Source organism: Parasphingorhabdus marina DSM 22363, from assembly GCF_900128895.1.
Lineage (GTDB): Bacteria > Pseudomonadota > Alphaproteobacteria > Sphingomonadales > Sphingomonadaceae > Parasphingorhabdus > Parasphingorhabdus marina.
Map to the genome: position 1 here is coordinate 449,382 of NZ_FSQW01000002.1, position 14,897 is coordinate 464,278.

The 14,897-nt window shown below is 56.5% G+C and carries 16 protein-coding genes; 7 read left to right on the plus strand and 9 right to left on the minus strand.

Going from position 1 to position 14,897, the window contains the following annotated elements; genetic code table 11:
* Positions 1–74 precede the first annotated feature (74 nt).
* Positions 75–803, minus strand: a complete 729-nt coding sequence (locus BUQ90_RS11810; protein ID WP_159437097.1) for a winged helix-turn-helix domain-containing protein — start codon at positions 801–803, stop codon at positions 75–77.
* A 43-nt stretch (positions 804–846) separates the two neighbouring features.
* Here BUQ90_RS11810 and BUQ90_RS11815 point away from each other — a divergent pair, with 43 nt between their 5' ends.
* Positions 847–1,800, plus strand: coding sequence for a serine hydrolase domain-containing protein (locus BUQ90_RS11815; protein ID WP_159437098.1), 954 nt, complete (start codon positions 847–849; stop codon positions 1,798–1,800).
* Between the two features lie 62 nt (positions 1,801–1,862).
* Here the strand turns inward: BUQ90_RS11815 and BUQ90_RS11820 are convergent, their stop codons facing one another.
* Positions 1,863–2,834, minus strand: a complete 972-nt coding sequence (locus BUQ90_RS11820; protein ID WP_074205394.1) for an NAD(P)H-dependent flavin oxidoreductase — start codon at positions 2,832–2,834, stop codon at positions 1,863–1,865.
* Positions 2,835–2,925: 91 nt separating this feature from the next.
* The gene (leuA, locus tag BUQ90_RS11825; protein ID WP_074205395.1) at positions 2,926–4,584 is read right to left on the minus strand and encodes a 2-isopropylmalate synthase; all 1,659 of its coding nucleotides are present in this window, start codon (positions 4,582–4,584) and stop codon (positions 2,926–2,928) included.
* Between the two features lie 363 nt (positions 4,585–4,947).
* Here leuA and BUQ90_RS11830 point away from each other — a divergent pair, with 363 nt between their 5' ends.
* From BUQ90_RS11830 to BUQ90_RS11840, 3 genes are all read left to right on the plus strand, one after another.
* Complete coding sequence (locus tag BUQ90_RS11830) at positions 4,948–5,433, plus strand: YHS domain-containing (seleno)protein (protein WP_074205396.1); 486 nt, start codon at positions 4,948–4,950, stop codon at positions 5,431–5,433.
* Between the two features lie 59 nt (positions 5,434–5,492).
* A complete protein-coding gene (locus BUQ90_RS11835; RefSeq protein ID WP_074205397.1) occupies positions 5,493–5,762 on the plus strand; it encodes a hypothetical protein in 270 nt (89 codons plus the stop codon).
* Between the two features lie 81 nt (positions 5,763–5,843).
* The gene (locus BUQ90_RS11840; RefSeq protein WP_074205398.1) at positions 5,844–6,389 is read left to right on the plus strand and encodes a YHS domain-containing (seleno)protein; all 546 of its coding nucleotides are present in this window, start codon (positions 5,844–5,846) and stop codon (positions 6,387–6,389) included.
* A 146-nt stretch (positions 6,390–6,535) separates the two neighbouring features.
* Here the strand turns inward: BUQ90_RS11840 and ilvC are convergent, their stop codons facing one another.
* The 5 genes from ilvC to miaA form a co-directional block, all read right to left on the minus strand.
* The gene (ilvC, locus tag BUQ90_RS11845; RefSeq protein ID WP_074205399.1) at positions 6,536–7,555 is read right to left on the minus strand and encodes a ketol-acid reductoisomerase; all 1,020 of its coding nucleotides are present in this window, start codon (positions 7,553–7,555) and stop codon (positions 6,536–6,538) included.
* Between the two features lie 15 nt (positions 7,556–7,570).
* Positions 7,571–7,942: a hypothetical protein gene (locus BUQ90_RS11850; protein ID WP_084192685.1), complete on the minus strand. Its 372-nt coding sequence runs from the start codon at positions 7,940–7,942 to the stop codon at positions 7,571–7,573.
* Entirely contained in the window at positions 7,939–8,454 is a 516-nt protein-coding gene (ilvN, locus tag BUQ90_RS11855; protein ID WP_074206392.1) for an acetolactate synthase small subunit, read from the minus strand. Before ilvN ends, BUQ90_RS11850 begins: the two co-directional genes overlap by 4 nt.
* A 12-nt stretch (positions 8,455–8,466) precedes the next feature.
* Positions 8,467–10,212 (minus strand): acetolactate synthase 3 large subunit, encoded by a 1,746-nt coding sequence (locus tag BUQ90_RS11860; protein ID WP_074206393.1) that lies wholly within the window; start codon positions 10,210–10,212, stop codon positions 8,467–8,469.
* 143 nt (positions 10,213–10,355) lie between these two features.
* The gene (gene miaA / locus BUQ90_RS11865) at positions 10,356–11,312 is read right to left on the minus strand and encodes a tRNA (adenosine(37)-N6)-dimethylallyltransferase MiaA (protein WP_074205400.1); all 957 of its coding nucleotides are present in this window, start codon (positions 11,310–11,312) and stop codon (positions 10,356–10,358) included.
* Here miaA and serB point away from each other — a divergent pair.
* The gene (gene serB / locus BUQ90_RS11870) at positions 11,311–12,189 is read left to right on the plus strand and encodes a phosphoserine phosphatase SerB (RefSeq protein ID WP_074205401.1); all 879 of its coding nucleotides are present in this window, start codon (positions 11,311–11,313) and stop codon (positions 12,187–12,189) included. The genes miaA and serB overlap by 2 nt on opposite strands.
* Before the next feature lies 1 nt (position 12,190).
* Here serB and BUQ90_RS11875 read toward each other — a convergent pair whose 3' ends face one another.
* Positions 12,191–13,225 carry an SPOR domain-containing protein gene (locus tag BUQ90_RS11875; RefSeq protein WP_239447422.1) on the minus strand — a complete coding sequence of 345 codons (1,035 nt, stop codon included), beginning with the start codon at positions 13,223–13,225 and terminating at the stop codon, positions 12,191–12,193.
* Positions 13,226–13,479: 254 nt separating this feature from the next.
* On the opposite strand from BUQ90_RS11875, the gene BUQ90_RS11880 reads away from it, so the two are divergent.
* Together BUQ90_RS11880 and BUQ90_RS11885 are read left to right on the plus strand one after the other, a co-directional pair.
* Positions 13,480–14,202, plus strand: a complete 723-nt coding sequence (locus BUQ90_RS11880; RefSeq protein WP_074205402.1) for a ParA family protein — start codon at positions 13,480–13,482, stop codon at positions 14,200–14,202.
* Positions 14,203–14,219: 17 nt separating this feature from the next.
* Positions 14,220–14,876 carry a hypothetical protein gene (locus BUQ90_RS11885; protein ID WP_074205403.1) on the plus strand — a complete coding sequence of 219 codons (657 nt, stop codon included), beginning with the start codon at positions 14,220–14,222 and terminating at the stop codon, positions 14,874–14,876.
* Positions 14,877–14,897 lie beyond the last annotated feature (21 nt).

Here is a 14,897-nt window from a genome sequence, read left to right on the forward strand (position 1 = left end):
CGGATCAGCGCATTGACAACAGAGGCCTGGCCTCGTTCTGCTTTTCCCCAATTTCCAGAGATCAGATGGTTTGCTCAGGGTAGGGGCGCGAACGCGAAGTGCACCAGCGTCCGGTTTTTGCTGCGAATTTTTTTCTTCTGATATTTGTCGAAAATCTTGCGGACATCCGCCGAAAATTGGTCTGCATTTTCAGGACCAAGTTCGGTCACCATCCAGAATTCCTCGAGGAGCTTTGTCCGGGATCGCGGCTGTTCGTAGATTTTCTCCACGCGCCATTTTGAACCGTCGAAATAAAAACGTTCCCCGAGCGCATCATCGCCATGCTCGAGGCACTCTAGCAGCTTGGCGCCAAGATTTTGACCGACGGTGTTCGTTCGTTGGTCAGCGGGAATGAAAAAGCTCTTTGCGCTGGTGCGATAAAGTTTTTGCGGCCGGCCTTTTCGCTTTTTCAGTCCGGCTTCAATTAACAGCTCTGCCTTGACCAGTTGCCGCAATGAATACCAGATATCCTTGGCGGTTTTATCGAGAGCATCGCCAATCTGTTTTGCACTCATCTCCTGATCACCAACCACATCAAAAATGTCGAGCGTCTGTCTGTCGATCAACAGGCGAATGGCCATTTTGGTAAGGCCGGGCATACTAGTCAAATTATGATCTGTCATTTGGAGTAGGTGGCAGCGCATATCGATTCGGTAAAGCAGAGAGGGTGTTGTGGACGTAAAAATATTGATCTTGGCGCTGGCTCCACTGGCGATTGCCAGTTGTTCTCCTGTGACTGAATCCGTCGAAAGCGTGCCGGCCAATCAGGAAAAAGATGTCGCTCAACATGACCATTGGAAAAATCTGGTGGTTGATCGGAATTTTTCTGGTGCGATTGCTGTGGCGCTCAATGGGAAACTGACCTTCTCGACAGCTCATGGATATGCAGATCGGGAAGCTCGCAGGCTCAATACGGTCGAAACCCGATTCGGCCTCGCTTCTACCGGGAAACTTCTCACCTCAATTGCAGTCATGCAGCTGGTTGAAACCGGGCAACTGAATCTGGACGAACCGGTTGGCAAATATATGCCCGACTATGTCGACGTGACCATCCGCGAACAGGCGACCATCAGGCATCTGATGAAGATGCAATCCGGTCTTGGTGATATCTTTACCGATGAATATGATCTCCAGAAACGGGATCTGAAAACGCATGCCGACTATTTGCGATTGTTTGAAAGACAACCGCCTGCATTCCCGCCTGGATCTGACCGGGCATATAGCAATGCGGGCTATATTCTTCTTGGCCGCATCATAGAACTGGTCTCTGGCGAAGACTACTACTCCTATGTCAGGAACCACATATTTGTTCCGGCAGGCATGGAAGCCTCCGGTTTTTCGCGGGACGAGCCACACAGCGAGCCCCAAGCCATCGGTTATCGCGTGGAAGGCCTTGATGGCATTGCGGAAAGTCCGGATCAGTTAGCGGGGCGCGACTTGATCGCGAACACCAACATGTTCGCCGATCGGGGCACAGCTGCCGGAGGAGGATTTTCCACCGTTCTGGATTTTGTCAAACTCGACAAGGCATTGCGAAACAATGTCCTGATCTCCTCCCGTTCGCTCGAACAGATTTTCGGGAAAGGTTTTGTCAGCCGGACGCGCGGCGCCGGAATAGCGGGGGGTGCCCCGGGGGCCAGCACGCGCTACCGGCTGCTGCCCAATGGTTACTCCATGGTTGCGTTTGGCAATCTCGATTTACCGAGCGCCCCCGAGATCGTCAGCCTGATCGAGAACAGCATCGATGAGCGCGATAACTAAATAACCGGATGAAACCGATATCGTTTGTCCCACCCAGCAGGGCTTCGCGTGGGTGATTTTGATTAGTAGTTAAAGCGCTCTTTCAGGCTTTCCCGCGCGGCGCGATATTCTTCGGTGAACTGGTCGACCATGTCCTGGACACTCATCACTTCGTCGATGAGGCCGACACCCTGGCCACAGCCCCAGATGTCTTTCCAGGCTTTCTTCTCGGTATTGCCGCCAGAGCCGAAATTCATCGTGCTGTAATCGCCTTCGGGCAGGTTGTCCGGGTCCAGCCCGGCATTTTCAATCGACTGGCGCAGATAATTGCCTTTCACACCGGTAAACAGGTCGGAATAGACAATATCGGCGGCCTTGCCTTCGACAATACCCTCCTTGTAGCCTTGGTCCGCATTGGCTTCTTTGGTCGCGATGAAAGCGGAGCCGGCATAGCCGAGATCGGCGCCCATGGCCTGGGCCGCAAGAATGGACGCGCCGCTGCCAATCGCGCCGGACAGGGCAATCGGACCGTCAAACCACTCGCGGATTTCCTGCATCAGCGCGAACGGAGACAAGGTCCCGGCATGGCCGCCAGCCCCGGCAGCAACCGGGATCAGGCCGTCCGCACCTTTTTCGATCGCCTTGTTGGCAAAGCGGTTGTTGATAATGTCGTGCAGGGTGATGCCGCCCCAGCCATGTACGGCCTTGTTCAAATCCTCGATTGCGCCCAGCGAAGTGATGATGATCGGCACTTTCCACTTGGCGCAGGTTTCCATGTCCTGGTCGAGCCGGTCATTGGACTTGTGAACGATCTGGTTGACCGCAAACGGCGCAGCAGGCTTGTCGGGATTGTCCCGGTTCCATGCGGCCAGTTCCTCGGTAATCTGGTGCATCCATTCATCGAGAAGGCTTTGCGGGCGAGCGTTGAGGGCAGGGAAGGATCCGACGATTCCAGCCTTGCACTGGGCGATTACCAGTTCCGGTCCGGACACGATGAAAAGTGGCGAGCCGATAAGTGGCAGGCGCAGATTGTCAAAAATAGCTGGTAGAGTCATGGATTCCCCGTTCGCAAAAGTGAATGGCAGCCATACCGCAAGGCACAGCGGATTCCACTGTTAATTTAACCGGGTGCTTAATTTTTGTGATTCACACGCGGTTGAGCGCACTCAGGAGCGCCTCGACGGAAGCCCGGGCAACATCGCTGTTGATTCCCACTCCATAGAATTCCTTGCCGTCCTCGGTGCGGCATTCGACATAGGCTGCTGCTTGCGCATCCTTGCCGGAGCCCAGGGCATGTTCCTGATAATCCATGATTTCCAGATTGACGCCCAGTGACGAAGACAGGGCATCCACAACACTGGAGATCAGGCCATTGCCGCGACCGCTGACAGTGATTTCGCCCTCGGGCCCCGTGACCTTGCCGACAAATATGCGTTCGCCGCCGGTCTGGCTTTCCTGATAGTCCTCCAGACCATATTTTCCGTCACCATCGAGATGATAGCGCTGGCGAAACGCGCCCCAGATATCTTCAGAGGACAGTTCACGGCTGGTCTGGTCGGCCAGTTCCTGCACGGTCCGGCTAAAATTGGCCTGCAGGCGCTTCGGCAGTTTCAGCCCGTAATCCTGCTCGAGAATCCAGGCGATGCCGCCTTTGCCGGACTGGCTGTTGACCCGGATGACGGCCTCATAGTCGCGGCCAATATCGCGGGGATCGATGGGCAGATAGGGCACGTTCCACAATTCATCATTGCGCTGTTCCTGCGCGGCGAAGCCTTTCTTGATCGCATCCTGATGCGACCCGGAAAAGGCAGTGAAAACCAGTTCTCCGGCATAGGGATGCCGCTCGGGTACAGGCAGCTGATTGCAATATTCGACCGTGTTGACGATCTCGTCCATGTCGGAAAAATCGATTCCGGGATCAACGCCTTGCGTGTACATGTTGAGACCCAGTGTCACCAGATCGACATTGCCGGTTCGCTCGCCATTGCCGAACAGGCAGCCTTCCACCCTGTCGGCTCCCGCCATCATGCCCAGTTCGGAAGCGGCAATGCCAGATCCCCGGTCATTATGGGTGTGCAGACTGATCACCACATGTTCGCGCTTGCTGATATTGCGGCACATCCACTCCACCTGATCGGCATAGATATTGGGAGTGGCGGCTTCCACCGTCGCCGGCAGGTTCAGAATCAGCGGTTTTTCGGCTGTCGGCTCAATAATGTCCATCACAACTTCGCAAACCTCGAGGCTGAAATCCAGTTCGGCTGTCGAGAATGTTTCCGGCGAATATTCGAAATGCCAGTCGGTATCCGGATATTTTTCGGCCTGTTCACGAAGGATCGTAGCGCCTTCCCTGGCGATGTCTTTCACGCCATCCTTGCCCAGCTTGAAGACGACATCGCGCCAGGCAGGAGATACCGCATTATAGAGATGGACAATTGCCTGTTTCGCTCCCTCCAGGCTGGCAAAGCTGGTTTCTATCAGATCACGCCGCGACTGGGTCAGGACCTGGACCATGACATCATCGGGTATTCTGCCTGACCGGACCAGTCCGCTGATAAAATCGAAATCTGTCGCTCCGGCGGATGGAAAGCCGACTTCTATTTCCTTGATCCCGATTTTCACCAGCAGATCAAAGAAGCGCTGCTTTTTCTCCGCGTCCATGGGGTCGATCAGCGCCTGATTGCCATCACGCAGGTCGGTGGAAAGCCAGCGCGGGGCCTTGTCGATGGTGCGGGAGGGCCACTGGCGATCGGGCAAATCAATCTGGCCGAACGGACGGTATTTGCGGGAAGGGTCGGAATGCATGGTCGATACTCTTATGCTGCGAGCGGTTTCGCGCAAAGCGAAAAGGGCTCCTGAATTTTCAATTTCGGAAAAAAATATCCCTTAGACACAGCTCGCTGCAGGACGCAGCGAAACAGGGCGCCTAAGGGCGCATAAGTCGCAGTAGCTGTGAGTTACAGAACCTTGCCATATCGCATTCTCTATCTGGCTTGACGCAAAAATCAACCGGCGGTGGTGCATTTTTTTTCATGCACGTGAAACCTTTTCATCTGGTCCAGCGAAACATTGTCCGAGCACAACGGCTCAACAAGTTTCTCAAGACCCTGAATTACAAACGAAATAAATCCCCCATTCTTTAGACAAGAAAAATTGAAGGACCAAAAAATGAAATCGATTATTGTTCCCCTGGCACTGGCGTTGACGGCTTCGGCCGCAACGCTGGCGCTCCCCACCGCACCGGCTTTGGCCGGCCCGACCTATACCGGAGTGAAAGGCGGCAATGTTGCCGTCGGCGGTTATGACGTCACGTCATATTTCACCGGTTCCGGTGTTCCGGTCAAAGGCAGCAAGGCGCATCGCGTGTCGTACAAGGGCGCAGACTATTATTTCAGCACCGCTGCCAATGCCGAGAAGTTCAAGGAAAAGCCGACGGCCTTTGCGCCGCAATATGGTGGACATTGCGCCTGGGCCATGTCCCGCGGCTCGCTCGCACCTGGTGATCCGCTCGTTTACAAGGTTGTCGACGGCAAACTCTATTTCAACGTCAACAAACAGGTCCAGAAAACCTGGCTGACCGATATTGCCGGCTTCATCAAGAAGGCGGACATCAACTGGCCGAAATTCCCCGATACCGCGAAATTTGGCGGCTAGGTCAAGCGACACGCTTTCGTCACGCGTATAACCCCCAACCGAAAACGAAGGAAACAATCATGAACAACCAACGCAAACTTGCTGCCATGCTCGCCGTCGCCGGCGGACTGACCCTGGCGGCTGCACCGTCCACGGCAATCGCTCGCTGTTATGCGGCGCCAACCAAAACCTACAAGGCGAAAACCCAGAAAACCAAGGTCGCTGAAGCTGCATGTGCCGCAGCCTGCGCCGCGGAATGTGCCGCTGCCAGTTGCGCAGCAGCCTGTGCTGCCTCGGCTTGTGCAGCTTCGGCCTGTGCCGCAGCCTGCGGAGCCTGTGCACCGGAATAACCCAAACCATCTGGCCGGGAGTGGCATGGGCATGTATCACAGTGCCCCTCCCGGTCCTCAAATCGAACAGAGGAAATAACTATGAAACAGAATAAAGCAATTTTCGCGGCGATCATGATGGCAACCCTGCCGATCGCCTGTGCCGCCCCCTCATCCGACAATGGTGAAACGGCAGAAGTTACGGCTCCCGCCGGACTGATCGCTGATCTCGGCGGTGACCCACAGGGCCCGATCTATACCAAGAATCAGGGCGAAACCCTTGCCCTGTCCGGATATGACGCGGTGAGCTACTTCTCCGGCGATGCACCGGTGGAAGGCAGCGACGAATTCCGCGTGCGTTACCAGGGCTTTGACTATCAGTTCGCGAACGCGGAAAATGCCGCAACATTCCAGGCGGATCCGGCGAAATACGCCCCGCAATATGGCGGCTATTGCGCCTGGGCCATCGGCGCCAATGACGCGCTCGCTCCCGGTGATCCAAATGTCTACAAGATCGTTGACGGCAAGCTGTATCTGAATTTCAGCGAAGATGTGGCAACCCGCTGGAACGAAGATATTCCGGGCTTCATCGAGAATGGTGACAAGAATTACCCGACCCATGATCCCAGCGAGCACTATGCCAGCTGATAATTGTGGTCAGAGAAACAGAAAGGGCGACGGATATACTCCGCCGCCCTTTTTTTTGGTTTTCCGTCACCCCAGCGCAGGCTGGGGTCTCATGCAAACATGTACAAACGCCCGAGGCCCCAGCCTGCGCTGGGGTGACAGTTCAATCAGTTTTTCTCTTTATCAACCAGCTGATTGGCACCGATCCATGGCATCATCGCCCGGAGCTGGGCACCGGTTTCCTCGATCGGATGCGCTTCCGCGGCCTTGCGGGAGGCTTTCAGCTCCGGCTGACCCGCCCGGTTGTCGAGCACGAAATTCTTCACAAACCGTCCCGATTGAATGTCCGCCAGCACTCGCTTCATCTCGGCCTTGGTTTCGTCGGTGATAATCCGGGGTCCGGTCGTGATATCGCCATATTCGGCGGTGTTTGATATGGAATAGCGCATATTGGCAATGCCACCCTCATAGAGCAGGTCGACAATCAGCTTGGTCTCATGAAGGCATTCAAAATAGGCCATTTCCGGAGCGTATCCCGCTTCCGTCAATGTCTCGAAGCCGGCCTGGATGAGATGGGTGATACCGCCGCACAGCACAGCCTGTTCACCGAAAAGGTCGGTTTCGCATTCCTCGCGGAAATTGGTCTCGATGATGCCCGACCGACCGCCGCCGACACCCGAAGCATAGGCGAGCGCGACGTCGAGCGCATTGCCGCTGCGATCTGCCTGGACCGCGACCAGACAGGGCACACCGCCGCCGCGCTGATACTCGCTGCGTACCGTGTGACCGGGGCCTTTGGGTGCGATCATGATGACGTCGAGATCTTCCCGGGGTTCGATCAGGCCAAAATGGACGTTTAGCCCGTGTGCGAAGGCGAGGGCGGCACCCGATTTCATATTTTCATGATAGTCGGCGGCATAAATTGCGGCTTGGTGCTCGTCGGGGGCGAGGATCATGACAATGTCGGCCCAGGCTGCAGCGTCGGCATTGGACAATACCTTGAAGCCCGCATCTTCCGCCTTTTTGGCAGTCGCTGAACCTTCGCGCAGAGCAATGGCGACTTCCTTCACGCCACTGTCCCGCAGGTTCTGGGCATGGGCATGGCCCTGACTGCCATAGCCAACAATTGCGATTTTCTTGCCTGTGATCAGATTGATATCTGCGTCGGCGTCATAATAGACTTTCATTTTTCTTCCTTAGGTTCAGATATATAATGCAATAAGGGTCAGAACTCCGATGCCAGCCAGAAATGGCCAGCCAATATGTTTTCCGCGCGTGACAATGGCATCGTAAACACCAGCCACAAGAAACACTGTTCCGGTGAGGAGCAGCAAAACCCTGTCGACAGCCGGAAAGCTCCTGGCAGCGTCGAACAGGACATAGACCGCGATAAGCCCGAGAAGCGTCATGAAATGCCAGGCAAAGCGAAGGACCTGTTTCGCGAGATTCTGCGCCATTATACCATCATTCGAATTGACCAGCGGACTGATCAACCGCTTCTCTCCAACGATCGAATGGATCAGCATGGTGATCAACGCGAGGAAGGCCGCAACATAGAGTAACAGGCTGTTCACGCGGCATCGGGTCCGCGGGAAATGGCGACAACGCCGGTTCGGCCGACTTCGACGAGGCCCACTTCGCGCATCAGAGCCACAAAGGTCTCGATCTTGTCCGGCGCACCGGTGATTTCGAAGACGAAGCTTTCGGTTGATGCATCAACGATACGGGCGCGATAGGCGTCGGCGAGGCGCATGGCCTCGATCCGGTTTTCGCCTTTCCCGGCAACTTTTACGAGTGCCAGTTCCCGCTGAACATGTGGTCCTGCTTCGGTCAGGTCGCGGACGCTGTGGACCGGAACCAGACGATCCAGCTGGGCAATGATCTGTTCGATGACATGCGGCGGGCCGTTGGTGGCGATCGTGATCCGGCTGATCGCATGATCTTCGCTGATATCCGCCACCGTCAGGCTTTCGATATTATAGCCGCGTGCGGTGAACATGCCTGCAATGCGGGCCAATATGCCGGCTTCATTGTCGACCATGACGGCGAGAACATGACGTTCAACGGCTTCTTCCTTGATACGCATCATCCCGTCCCCTTACACCAGCGCCTTGGCCTGATCGTCCATCGTGCCCTTGATGTCTTCCGGAGACAGCAGCATCTCGGTATGGGCCGCGCCGGACGGAATCATCGGGAAGCAATTGGCCAGCTTGGCCACCCGGCAATCGACCAGAACCGGACCATCGGTTTCGATCATTTCCTTGATCCCGGCTTCCAGGTCAGCAGGCTTTTCAATGCAAATGCCCTTCCAGCCATAGCTTTCGGCCAGCTTCACAAAGTCTGGCAAACTATCGGAATAACTATTTGAATAGCGGCTTTCATATGTCAGTTCCTGCCATTGCCTGACCATCCCCATATATTCGTTGTTGAGGATGAAAAGCTTGACCGGCAACCGGTATTGCGTGGCCGTCCCCAGTTCCTGGATATTCATCTGGATCGAGGCTTCGCCGGCAATGTCGATCACCAGGCTGTCGGGATTGCCGAGCTGGGCGCCAATGGCGGCAGGCAGGCCATAGCCCATGGTCCCCAGACCGCCGCTGGTGAGCCATTTGTTGGGCAGTTCAAAATCGAAATGCTGTGCGGCCCACATCTGGTGCTGTCCGACCTCGGTGGTGATAATGGGGTCACGGTCTTTTGTTGCTTCCCAGAGTTTCCGGACCGCCAGTTGTGGCATGATTTCCTTGTCATTTTCCGGATATTCCAGACAGTTGCGCGCACGCCAGCCCTTGATCCGGGCCCACCATTCTTCATAATCCGGCGCGGAAAATTTGCGGCCCTTCAGGACCGCCAGCAATTGTTCCATGACGCGTCCGACATCACCGACAACTGGCAGATCCACGCGGATCGTCTTGTTGATCGAAGAGCGGTCAATATCGACATGGATTTTCTTGCTGTCCGGCGAGAAAGCGTCGATCCGGCCCGTAATCCGGTCATCAAAACGCGCACCGAGGCAGATGATGAGATCGGCGCGGTTCATCGCCATATTGGCTTCAAAAGTCCCATGCATGCCCAGCATGCCGAGCCACTGATCCGAAGAGGCCGGAAAAGCGCCCAGACCCATCAGGGTCGAGGTGACCGGAGCGCCGGTAAGGGCGGCCAGTTCCTGCAGCGTTTCGCTGGCTTTGGGGCCGCTGTTAATGATCCCGCCGCCGGTATAGAATATCGGCGCTTTGGCCTGCATGATCATTTCGGCGGCTTCGTTGACAGCCTTGAAGTCCCCGTCAATCTGCGGCTGATAGCGATTATTATGCTTGCCGCCATGACGCTGAAACTCGGTCGCTGCAACCTGGACATTCTTGGGAATATCGATCACGACCGGTCCTGGGCGGCCTTCTGTCGCGATATGAAAGGCTTCGCGGACGACCGAGGCCAGTTGCGACGGCTTTTTCACGAGATAATTATGTTTCGTGCAGTGCCGGGTGATACCGACCGTGTCTGCTTCCTGAAAGGCATCTGTCCCAATCAGATTGGTTGCCACCTGACCGGTAATGACAACCATCGGAATGGAGTCCATCAGGGCATCAGTAATGCCGGTGACCGCATTGGTCGCCCCTGGACCGGATGTGACCAGCACAACGCCGGGTTTTCCGGTTGAACGGGCATAACCCTCTGCGGCATGCGTGGCGGCCTGTTCGTGGCGCACCAATATGTGCTTGATCTTCGGATGCTCATAGAGTCCGTCGTAAATCGGCAGGACGGCACCGCCCGGATACCCGAACACGGTATCCACGCCGAGGTCCAGCAATGTTTCAACCAATATGTCTGCACCGCTTTTTTCGGCCACGATCTGCTCCAATTTTTCACCAGACCCGCACAGGGCGGGCGATTGATAGGCTATGCTGCAACGCAACGCAACCGCATTCCCCGGCATCATTTTCCGCGGAACTGGGCGGCGCTACATATCTATATATGTTATGTCAACAGCTTTTATTGTAATAAACTTACAATATCATTGATATTTGCAGATGAAATATTACTCTTCCAGCGAGGCCAGTCGTCCGGAGTCTGATTGCGGAACCAGGTATATTGTCGTTTGGCATAACGCCGGGTTGCGGTGCAGGCCTCGGCGATTGCCTCCTCACGGGTCATGTGACCGTCCAAAAACTGCCGGATTTCCGGGACACCAATGGCCCGCATGACCGGGCAATCCTCGGGGAGATTGCGCTGCAGCAGGTTTTGCACTTCGGTGACCGCACCATCATCCCACATCTGCTCGAAGCGCAGGTCACATCGTTCATAGAGCCAGTCGCGGTCTGGCAGCAGGACCAGGGGTTTGAGCTGGATCTGATCTGCAATGCCCCCTTCCAGATGACGGTGCCAGTGGTCCAGTGCATGGCCAGTGGACCGGACGACCTCCAGGGCCCGCTTGATCCGGCTGCTGTCCCGGGGATTGAGCCGGTCAGCAGATACTTCATCCTCGGCCTGCAGGGTGTCATAAGCGTCCATTGTGTCCATGTTGCGGATTTCATGGCGGATTTTCGGGTCAATTTCCGGAATGGGAGCAATGCCGTCGAGCAGGGTGCGGACATAGAGCCCGGTCCCCCCGACGAGGATTGGCATCCGGCCTGCTGCATGGGCCTCCCGGATTTCAGCCTTTGCGTCAGCCGCCCATCTTGCCGCCGAGCAGGCTTCGGCACCGTCGATATAGCCATAAAGGCTATGGGGGATGTCTCCCATCTCATCCGCAGTGGGTCGTGCGCTCAGGATCTGCAAGTCCGCATAGACCTGCGCGCTGTCGGCATTGATGATGATCGAGGGTTGCTTTTTGGCCAGTTCCAGTGCCAATGCCGATTTGCCGCTGGCTGTCGGTCCGACGATCAGCGCGACCTTGCCAATATTGTCCGGGCCGGGATCAACCGGGTCGGGTCCATCTGGAGAAACCATGCTCATTGCCACGCTCATAGCAGCAGAACATCTGGAAAAGGGAGAGCTAAGTGCCGCCGCGGACAAATTGTCCGGGATCGGTGCCGAGGTGCATTCGGTCGGCCAAATATCGGATAGTCGCGCCGCCGACATCCGTTTCGAAGGCGATCCGGGTTCCTCCCGCAAGGCGTTGGCCGACACGGGCCAGCTTGACGTAGCGGTGCAACCGGAAATGGGCCGGGAAAAGAAGCTGCTGATCTCTGATATGGACAGCACGATGATCACTGTCGAATGCATCGATGAACTCGCGGATTATGCGGGCATCAAGGAGCAGATCGCCGAGATTACCGAGCGCGCGATGCTGGGAGAGCTGGATTTTGAGCAGGCGCTGCGCGGCCGCGTGGCATTGCTGAAAGATCTCGAAATTTCTGCCATCGGCAGATGTTTGACGGAAAAAGTGCAGCTGATGCCTGGCGGCCCCGCGCTGGTGCAAACCATGGCCAGTCGCGGCGCCAAAACCATTCTGATTTCCGGGGGTTTCACGCGCTTCGCGGAACCTGTGGGCAAGCAAATCGGGTTCGAACGAACCGAGGCAAATACTCTCGAAGAAAATGACGGACGATTGACCGGCGGATTGACGGGACCGATCGTGGACGCCGCGCGCAAGGCCGCGGTGCTGGAACATGCCGCACGGGAACAGGGCTTGTCGCTGGCAGAATGCATGGCGATCGGTGACGGCGCGAATGACATACCGATGATCGAAAAGGCCGGAATGGGCGTCGCCTATCACGCCAAACCAAAAGCGGTCGCAGCCGCTGACGCAGCGATCCGGCACAATGACCTTACCGCATTGCTATATGCTCAGGGTATTTCCGCCAAAGACTGGGTAACAGGCTGAACTAGCGCTTTTTGACAATGCAGGCGTTGCCGGTGGATTTCACGGTGCTGCACATCCGGTCGGCTTCGGCGCGGGTCGCAAACGGTCCGGCCTGCAGACGCGTAATATTGCCACCGCGGACGAGATAGGGCTGGAGTTGCCGCAAGGCGGAAATCCGCCCTTCCAGGGATGTCCACAGGTTTCTGGCCTTGTTCTGATCACTGAACGCACCCAGCTGAACACGCCAGCCACGCGAGGCGCTCCTGACTGGCACAGGTGCAGGAGCAGGACGAGGTGCTGCCGTCGGAGCGGGCGCAGGAGCAGGAGTCGGACGGGTGGCAGGTGCCGGAGCAACCGGTCGTGGCTGGGGTGCGGGTGATACCGCCTGCGACGGAGGCAGTTGCGCCGTTTGCACGGCCCCGGGTGTTGTCGCCGGGCGAAGGCCGCCAACCTGCGCGGTTCTCACCCGTTTTTCATTCTGTTCCATCTGGCTGGCCAGTTCGATTGCCCGCCGGCGGTCATCCAGCGGGATATATTTGTCCATCTGGGCCAGATTCGATGTGGCTTGCGGCAAGCCCTGAGCCGAGGCCCGGTTCATCAGCGCATAGGCCTTGATCCAGTCCTTTTCGACAAAATCCCCGTTAAAGTGGCCGGTGCCCAGCACATATTGCGCCCGCGGCTCCCCCCGGTTTGCAGAGGCCTGAAGATAGGGCAGGGCCTCGCCCCGTCGCTGTGCCTGAAAAAGGATCAGACCGTAATTGTCATTGGCCTGCAAATGGCCCTGGTCTGCCGCCCGCTTGTACCATTTCTCGGCTTCGGCAAGGCTTTGCGGCACTCCGCGGCCCAGCTTGTAGGCCTGAGCGAGGTTGAACTGGGCATCCGCATCGCCAGCAGCAGCAGGGCCTTTCCATTCATTCACGGCGGTTTTGTAGTCCCCGCGACCCCAGGCATCCACGCCGTCTTTGACATCGGCCAGGGCGGGGATGGAGCACAGCATGGTACTGGCGAGCACGAAAGACTTCATGAAGCCGGATATTGCTGTTTGCGGGTTTCTCATCAGATTTTCCTCAGGCGAACGGAACAAGGCATTTTCACTACTAATGCCGCCTTAACGCCATTTTGCAAATAATTGGTTATTCGGGGCTGGATTTGATCTTTGAAGGGTCCTGTCGCTGGACAAAATCGGTCAAATCGAAAGTCCCGAAAAACTTCCAGACCTCGTTAACTCTATTTTAGCCCTGTTCTGCCAAACCGGCTTCACGAAATTTTATCGGGGCATCCCGTGGCCCAAGTTTGTCGAAGGGGAATAGAGTGCGAGTTCTAGCAATGGCATCGCAAAAAGGTGGGTCTGGCAAAACAACGCTGTCAGGACATCTCGCGGTTCAGGCCCAGCTGGCCGGAGCCGGTCCGGTCGTTTTGATTGATATCGATCCGCAGGGTTCGCTCGCGGACTGGTGGAACGAACGGGAAGCGGAACTGCCTGCCTTTGCCCAGACCACGGTTTCCCGTCTCGCTGCCGATTTGCAAATACTGCGTCAGCAAGGATTCAAACTGGCTGTTATCGATACGCCGCCGGCGATTACGATGGCCATTCAGAGTGTCATCTCCGTCGCGGAACTGATCGTCATTCCCACCCGGCCCAGCCCGCATGATCTGCGCGCCGTCGGTGCCACGGTCGATCTGTGCGAACGCGCCGGCAAGCCTCTGCTGTTTGTAGTGAACGGAGCGACACCCAAGGCAAAAATTACCTCAGAGGCCGCTGTGGCCCTGTCCCAGCACGGCACCGTTGCACCGGTCACCGTCCATCACCGGACGGATTTTGCCGGATCCATGATCGACGGTCGTACCGTGATGGAAGTGGATCCCGAAGGCCGGTCTTCCCAGGAAATCGTGCAACTGTGGAGCTATATCTCGGATCGTCTCGAGAAAAATTTCCGGCGCACCATCTTTTCGTCGCCTGCCATGGCTCCGACCACACAGGTGGGCATGCAGCGCCCCGGAGGCAATTTCGGCCGCCGGGTTGTCGGATCTTGAGAAGGGAGGGCTGATCAATGAAACCACTTGCTTCTCTCTCTTCCGGGCTTCTTGCGCGCAAAGGCGGCGCAAAGCCGGCCATGCGGCGTCAGGGCGCGGCTTTTCCCGACCAGACACATGAAGGTCAGGATGATCTGGGCTGGAACGACATGGGATATGATGTCGATCCGGATCACAGCGAAGCTGAAAACGGTTCTGATGGATCGGATTCGGGAGCACCTGTTAACCTTAATCCACTGGCGGGCGCTATTCCCGATCCGGTTCCTGCCGTGAAAAAGCAACAGAAGAAAATTATCGATCGGCTCAGCGAACCGGCGCCAGCACCTCAGCGCGCAGAAACCACTCAGGAACAGCCGGCACCAACACCGGTACCATTGTCGATTTCCCGCGAAGTTGCGCCATTGGAAGAACATTCGGCTGTGGTTGAAGCGGCACGTACGCACAAACGTACCACGAAGAAAAAGACTCCGGCCAAACGGTCCCGGACCGCAAAAGCCAAAGCGGCTTTTACGCTTCGGCTCGACGCCGACCGGCATCTCAAATTGCGTTTGGCAACAGCGGTGAAAAACCAGTCTGCACAGCAGTTGGTAACCAAAGCTGTCGATGAATATTTGAAGAATATCCCTGAATTGGATGAACTGGCCGCACACGTTCCGTCGCGTGGCGCTGCTTGACTGAATATACAGATTAATTTG

Coding starts and splice junctions, on each gene's coding strand:
- BUQ90_RS11820 (WP_074205394.1), bottom strand. CDS start 2,834: ATGACTCTACCAGCTATTTTTGACAATCTGCGCCTGCCACTTATCGGC.
- leuA (WP_074205395.1), bottom strand. CDS start 4,584: ATGCATTCCGACCCTTCCCGCAAATACCGTCCGTTCGGCCAGATTGAT.
- BUQ90_RS11830 (WP_074205396.1), top strand. CDS start 4,948: ATGAAATCGATTATTGTTCCCCTGGCACTGGCGTTGACGGCTTCGGCC.
- BUQ90_RS11835 (WP_074205397.1), top strand. CDS start 5,493: ATGAACAACCAACGCAAACTTGCTGCCATGCTCGCCGTCGCCGGCGGA.
- BUQ90_RS11840 (WP_074205398.1), top strand. CDS start 5,844: ATGAAACAGAATAAAGCAATTTTCGCGGCGATCATGATGGCAACCCTG.
- ilvC (WP_074205399.1), bottom strand. CDS start 7,555: ATGAAAGTCTATTATGACGCCGACGCAGATATCAATCTGATCACAGGC.
- ilvN (WP_074206392.1), bottom strand. CDS start 8,454: ATGCGTATCAAGGAAGAAGCCGTTGAACGTCATGTTCTCGCCGTCATG.
- serB (WP_074205401.1), top strand. CDS start 11,311: ATGCTCATTGCCACGCTCATAGCAGCAGAACATCTGGAAAAGGGAGAG.
- miaA (WP_074205400.1), bottom strand. CDS start 11,312: ATGGTTTCTCCAGATGGACCCGACCCGGTTGATCCCGGCCCGGACAAT.
- BUQ90_RS11875 (WP_239447422.1), bottom strand. CDS start 13,225: ATGAGAAACCCGCAAACAGCAATATCCGGCTTCATGAAGTCTTTCGTG.
- BUQ90_RS11885 (WP_074205403.1), top strand. CDS start 14,220: ATGAAACCACTTGCTTCTCTCTCTTCCGGGCTTCTTGCGCGCAAAGGC.